1 protein-coding gene is annotated in these 1,451 nt (G+C 65.5%); it reads right to left on the reverse strand.

The window, feature by feature from the left end; all coding sequences use genetic code 11:
- Positions 1 to 62 precede the first annotated feature (62 nt).
- Positions 63 to 1,277 (reverse strand): IS110 family RNA-guided transposase, encoded by a 1,215-nt coding sequence (locus ABIB91_RS41650; protein WP_354172984.1) that lies wholly within the window; start codon positions 1,275 to 1,277, stop codon positions 63 to 65.
- Between the last annotated feature and the right edge of the window lie 174 nt (positions 1,278 to 1,451).

A 1,451-nucleotide genomic window follows, 5' to 3' on the forward strand; every position in this document is an offset into this window, starting at 1 on the left:
GCGGGCGCGGGCGACCTCGTGGCGAAGCGTGGCGCATCGGCTGCAAGCGCCACCAGGCTGCCCTATTTTGTCTTGCCGACCTGAGGCGCCCGCGCGCCGGTTTTTGGCCGTGGTTTCCATTGCGTCACCAAGCGCTCGTAGCTTTGCTCCGCCTGTGCGGCAATCAACATCTCGCGGTCGCGCAATGCCTTGATGTTGTAGGCATACGCTGGCCCACGTCGGCTGCCTTTCTGTTGCGGATGTCCGGCTTGAAGCTGCATCGCGCGGGTCTTGATGGCGACCAGTGCCGGGCGCGCCCACAGGTAATCCTCGCGCTTCGTCAACAAATGCCAGCAAAGCACGGTGAGCTTCCGGGCCACGGCCACCGCGGCGATCTGATGGCCGCGCCGGGCTCGGATGCGCACGAAAAACGCATGCAGCGGACCGGGCGCCTTGGCCGCTGCCCAGGCCGCCTCGACCAGCATGGCGCGCGCGTGACTGCGGCCGATCTTGCTGATGCGGCCGTGATGGGCGGCGCCCAGTCCGGACTGCCGTACCCGCGGGTTCAGCCCAAAATAGCTCACCAGCTTCTGCGGGCTGTTGAACCGGCTGATGTCGCCGATCGCCGCCATGATGCCGGCAGCGACCGCCAAGTTGACGCCGGTGATCGTCATCAATCTGTTGACCACGGAATCGTCGATGGCGTCCTGCGCGATCTCGCGGTCGAGCAGGGCCAGATCTTCCGCCAGCCGGTCAAGCTCGCGGACGTGCCGATCGATCGCCGCGCGCTCATCGTCCGGCAACGGTTGGGCGGCCAACCACGCCCGGCCGCGGCCGTTGAAAAGATCGGCATGCGGGCACTTCGGGATCAGGTGCGCGTGCAGGATCGAATGCACCTCGTTCTTGAGCCGCGTGCGATGCCGCACGACCTGGTAGCGCCGCGCCACCAGCCGACGCTTGCGTTCCGTCTCCGCGTCAGGCGTCCAGATCTGCGGCAGGTACCCGGCCGCCTGCAGACTGGCGAGCGTGCCGGCATCAATCTTGTCGGTCTTGACGTGAGCCTGGGCGATCGCCTTCACCTGCAGCGGATTGGCGATAATCACCCGTGCCACGAACGAGGCCAGAACCCGGGATACCGCCATGCTGTTGCCGGTCGCTTCGACCACCACCTCATCACTGGCCAGCAGGGTCTTGCTAAATCCCTCCAACGCAGTCCGCGTCATATCAATGCGGCCCGCATGTCGGAGCCTGCCATCCTCCCAAATCACCACCTCCCCGAAAGTTCGGTGGACGTCGATGCCAATCACCCGTCGCATTCGCACCTCCTGCCAATCAGACCACAGAACGGGAGCTACGGGCGACACGACAACTACGGATTCGCGCTCTCAGCGCAACCGGGCGAGTCGCAGAGGCGGCCAGCTACTAACTCGAGCTCGCGGCTCATCGAATGCATCGGCCAGCCCGCACCTTCG

Origin of the sequence: Bradyrhizobium sp. JR4.3 (genome assembly GCF_040547695.1) — a bacterium.
Taxonomy (GTDB): Bacteria; Pseudomonadota; Alphaproteobacteria; order Rhizobiales; family Xanthobacteraceae; genus Bradyrhizobium; species Bradyrhizobium canariense.